Source organism: Nguyenibacter vanlangensis, assembly GCF_013376155.1.
Lineage (GTDB): Bacteria > Pseudomonadota > Alphaproteobacteria > Acetobacterales > Acetobacteraceae > Gluconacetobacter > Gluconacetobacter vanlangensis.
The window spans coordinates 1-3,918 of the sequence record NZ_JABXXP010000260.1; the positions used below are offsets into that span (position 1 = coordinate 1).

The 3,918-nt window shown below is 67.3% G+C and carries 6 protein-coding genes; 3 read left to right on the forward strand and 3 right to left on the reverse strand.

The genetic code is table 11. From position 1 onward, the window contains the following. On the reverse strand, positions 1–270 hold a 270-nt coding region (locus HUK84_RS11945), incomplete at its 3' end, for a helix-turn-helix domain-containing protein (protein WP_176640491.1). 186 nt (positions 271–456) lie between these two features. Here HUK84_RS11945 and HUK84_RS11950 point away from each other — a divergent pair. Further along, a complete protein-coding gene (locus HUK84_RS11950; RefSeq protein WP_176640492.1) occupies positions 457–1,314 on the forward strand; it encodes an NAD-dependent protein deacetylase in 858 nt (285 codons plus the stop codon). 80 nt (positions 1,315–1,394) lie between these two features. Here the strand turns inward: HUK84_RS11950 and HUK84_RS11955 are convergent, their stop codons facing one another. Then, entirely contained in the window at positions 1,395–1,823 is a 429-nt protein-coding gene (locus tag HUK84_RS11955) for an organic hydroperoxide resistance protein (protein WP_176640493.1), read from the reverse strand. Between the two features lie 197 nt (positions 1,824–2,020). Between HUK84_RS11955 and HUK84_RS11960 the strand changes: the two genes are divergently transcribed. Then, positions 2,021–2,482, forward strand: coding sequence for a MarR family winged helix-turn-helix transcriptional regulator (locus HUK84_RS11960; RefSeq protein WP_176640494.1), 462 nt, complete (start codon positions 2,021–2,023; stop codon positions 2,480–2,482). A 23-nt stretch (positions 2,483–2,505) separates the two neighbouring features. On the opposite strand, the gene HUK84_RS11965 is transcribed toward HUK84_RS11960, so the two are convergent. Then, positions 2,506–3,003, reverse strand: a complete 498-nt coding sequence (locus HUK84_RS11965; RefSeq protein ID WP_176640495.1) for a GFA family protein — start codon at positions 3,001–3,003, stop codon at positions 2,506–2,508. A 183-nt stretch (positions 3,004–3,186) separates the two neighbouring features. On the opposite strand from HUK84_RS11965, the gene HUK84_RS11970 reads away from it, so the two are divergent. Further along, positions 3,187–3,765: a flavin reductase family protein gene (locus HUK84_RS11970; RefSeq protein ID WP_176640496.1), complete on the forward strand. Its 579-nt coding sequence runs from the start codon at positions 3,187–3,189 to the stop codon at positions 3,763–3,765. The last annotated feature ends 153 nt before the right edge of the window (positions 3,766–3,918 follow it).

Sequence of the window (3,918 nt, forward strand, 5' to 3'; positions counted from 1 at the left end):
GCCTGCCGCGTCGGACGCCGCGCGCTGCGCCCGGGCCAGGCGGTTCAGCCCTTCACCGGCCAATGTGCGCAGCAGGGCGTCCTTGTCGGGAAAGTGACGATAGACGGCGGTCGCGCTGACGCCGACGGCCCGCGCGATCTCGCGCAGCGAGAGCGCATCCACGGCGCGATCGGCCAGCAGGCGCAGCCCCGCCTCGATCAAAGCGGCGCGCAGGTCGCCATGGTGGTAGGTCTGGCGCCTGACGGCGGGCTTCGCCACATCATCCTTCATGCGGACAGTGTAAACATCATCGTGCGGCCCGGGAACAGGAATTGGCGGGAAGCGGCGCGGCACCATGAAAAAGGGCGGGATGAAAAGGACGGGGCGCGCCGCCGGATTTGACCGCACGGAGGGGAGGATTTCTGACAAGATCCAGCCAGCCCATCCGAAACGCGTGGACGGGGGACAGGGGGTGAGATGGGCGCGGGAACCGGACAGGTATATGCGGCGACGGCAGGAAAGGATGTGCAGCAGCAAGACGCGCTGCGGCAATTCGTCCATCGCCATCGGCGGCTTCTGGTCCTGACCGGAGCGGGATGCAGCACGGCATCCGGAATCCAGGATTATCGCGATCTCAATGGTGATTGGAAACGCGCCAGTCCGATCACCTGGCAGGCCTTCATGGGCAGCGATGCCGCCCGCCGGCGTTATTGGGCGCGCAGCCTGGTCGGCTGGCGGCATCTGCTGCGCGCCCGGCCGAACGACGCGCATCGCGCGCTCGCGCGGCTCGAGGCGATGGGCGGGACCGAGCACGTCGTGACCCAGAATGTCGACGGGCTGCACCAGGCAGCCGGCAGTTTGGGGGTGATCGAACTGCATGGCCGGCTCGCGCGGGTCTGCTGCACCGTCTGCGGGCATCGGACGACCCGCCTGGAGATGCAGGACCGGCTGGAGCAGTTGAACCCGGCCTGGTCGCGGTTCGATGCGGACAGCGCGCCCGATGGCGATGCCGATCTCGACGCGCAGGATTTTTCGGGCTTCACGGTGCCGGACTGCCTGCAGTGCGGTGGCCTTCTCAAGCCCGACATCGTCTTTTTCGGCGAGGATATTCCCGGGGCGCGTAAGGCCCGGGCGATGGCGCACCTGGAACGGGCCGACGGGGTGCTGGTCGTGGGGTCGTCGCTGATGGTCCCGTCCGGCTATCGCTTCGTGCGGCGGGCAGTGGAAACCGGTAAGCAAGTGGCGGCCGTGACCCTCGGGCGGTCAAGGGCCGACGACCTGTTCACGCTGAAAATCTCACGCCCCTGCGCCCAGGCCCTGGCCTTTCTGCTCTGACCGGCCCCGAACCTGCGCCCGAATCCCGAAGGCGCGGGAACACCGGCCGGCCAATGCGATGGCCGGCCGATCGGGCACGGTCAGACGACGGACAGCTTCACGTCGATATTGCCGCGCGTGGCATTCGAATAGGGGCAGACCTGATGCGCCTTGGCGACCAGATCCTCGGCCGCGGCACGCTCGACGCCCGGCAGGGCGATGGCCAGCGCGATCTCCAGCCCGAACCCGCCTTCGGCGCGCGGCCCGATGCCGACCGTGGATGTCACGGTCGTGTCGGCCGGCACCTTGGCGCTGCCGCCCTGCGACGCCACGAACTTCATCGCGCCCAGGAAACACGCGGCATAGCCGGCGGCGAATAATTGTTCGGGGTTGTTGCCTTCGCCGCCGGGACCGCCCAGCTCCTTCGGCGTGGTCAGCTTGACGTCCAGCGCGCCGTCCAGCGTGGCGGAACGGCCGTCGCGACCCCCGGTAGCACGGGCCGAGGTACGGTAGAGGACATTTACGGACATGGTCTTGATCCTTCCTGCAATGGATGGCGAAGGCGCGGCGCCCGTGGCCGGTTCCATCGACGCCGCCTTCGATGACCAATAAATCGCGCACGATTTGATCGTTGGCTATATAATAATTCGTATGGCTGCCATGCGGACAGTGCGCTGTCGATAAGGTCGCGCACGATTTATGTTGCTCGGTTCGAAGGAGGCCCGCCATGCCCGACGCCGTTCCGACCGCTGCACCGACGCTGGATCATTTCCTGTGCTTCTCGCTTTATGCCACCAGCCACGCGTTCAATCGCGTCTACAAGCCGCTGCTGGATGCGCTGGGCCTGACCTACCCGCAATATCTCGTCATGACGGTACTGTGGCAGCAGGACGGGTTGCCGGTGGGGCAGATCGGCGAGAAGCTGGCGCTGGAGAGCAGTACATTGACGCCGCTGCTCAAGCGGCTGGAGACCGCCCGCCTGCTGCGCCGGACCCGCGATGCGCGCGACGAGCGGCAGGTGCGGGTGACGCTGACCGAGCAGGGGGCGGCCTTGCAGGCCCGTGCCGCGTCGGTTCCAGCCGGTATCCTTCGGGCCACGGGCCGGACGCCGGAGCAGCTCATGCGGCTCAAGGACGAAATCGACGCCCTGCGGGCCGGTCTGGAACAGGCGCCGCTTGATCGGCCGTGATTCCGCCTGAGGCGATGGGGCCGTCATGCGTGCCACAGCCCATGCGCACGGTGCCATTCCTCCAGCGACTGCTCGGGATATCCGTCGAAGGCGCCGTCGCCCGGCCGGATATCGGGCTGTACCCAGTCGGCCTTGGACCCCAGCATGATATGCACCCGCGCGGGCGGTTCCGGCAGTTCGGTGTCGATGGCTCCCGCCGCCGGATGGACCAGGTCCGGCCATTCGGCGTCATACAGCCACAGCGCCGTGCCGCAGCGCCCGCAGAAATGGCGCTCGGCGCTGCTATGTTCGACATGCCGGCCCCGGCGCCCCATCACCGCATGGACGATGCGCTTCTGGTGGGCCGGATCATGCACATGCAGTGTGGCGGCCATGCCGGACAGGTTGACGGCATAGCCGCCCGTGCCCGCCGTCTTGCGGCAGATCGAGCAATAGCAGCGCTGATAGGGAACCGGCGCCTGGCTCTGGACCGAGAACGTGATCGCCCCGCACTGGCAGGATCCTTCGAGTGTCATCGGCATCGGGCTTCTCCTCCCACGTCCCGTCATCCTGTGGAAACGTTTCCACGGGCGGTTGGCTTGGTCCTCGCCATCGGTTGAACGGGCTGCGCGGCGGTGGCGGCGAACCGGGATTCGCGACAGCGGTTATGTCCCCCTGCGGGCCGCGTGCATCGCGCCGCCGGCCCGATCCGAACGGAGGGCGTCATGGCGAAGCCCCATGCCGGGCAGGAAACGGCCCGCAAGGATTTTCCCGTCGCGCAGGTGCGCCGCTATCTGGAGCCGGGGCCGATCGTGCTGGTTTCGTCGTCCTGGCAGGGGCGGCACAACATCATGACCCTGGGCTGGCACACGGTCCTGGAATTCGCGCCTTCGCTGGTCGGCTGCATGATCTGGAACGGCAATCAGAGTTTCGAGATGATCCGCCAGAGCCGGGAGTGCGTGATCAACCTGCCGACGGCATCAATGGTCGATCAGGTCGTGGGGATCGGCAACATATCCGGCGCGGCGGTCGACAAGTTCACGCATTTCGGACTGACGGCCCGGCCCGCCTCCCGGGTCGCCGCCCCGCTGATCGACGAATGCCATGCCGGCTTCGAATGCGTGCTCCACGACGATGCCCTGGTCGAGCGCTATAATTTCTTCATTTTCGAGGTCGTGAAGGCCCATGTCCGGCCCGTTCCGGCCCACCCCGAAACCCTGCATTACACGGGCAGGGGAGTGTTCATGCTGGCCGGGCGGGTGATCGACAAATCAGCCCTGTTCCGGCCCGACATGCTCGTCTAATAGCACCGGCGCCCCCGCATGGGGGATGGCGGAATCGGAACGATCCCGGCATGATCGCACCATGCGCGCCGGCCCACGGCGCGGGCTGCGACAAGCGGAGTATCGTATGCGGCGACAATCCACGCCCGGCGGGCGCCCGCGCGCCCGTGCGCT

Bases quoted from the DNA above. Each gene is read 5' to 3' on its own strand.
- HUK84_RS11955 (WP_176640493.1), bottom strand. From the start codon at position 1,823: ATGTCCGTAAATGTCCTCTACCGTACCTCGGCCCGTGCTACCGGGGGT.
- HUK84_RS11965 (WP_176640495.1), bottom strand. From the start codon at position 3,003: ATGCCGATGACACTCGAAGGATCCTGCCAGTGCGGGGCGATCACGTTC.
- HUK84_RS11950 (WP_176640492.1), top strand. From the start codon at position 457: ATGGGCGCGGGAACCGGACAGGTATATGCGGCGACGGCAGGAAAGGAT.
- HUK84_RS11970 (WP_176640496.1), top strand. From the start codon at position 3,187: ATGGCGAAGCCCCATGCCGGGCAGGAAACGGCCCGCAAGGATTTTCCC.
- HUK84_RS11960 (WP_176640494.1), top strand. From the start codon at position 2,021: ATGCCCGACGCCGTTCCGACCGCTGCACCGACGCTGGATCATTTCCTG.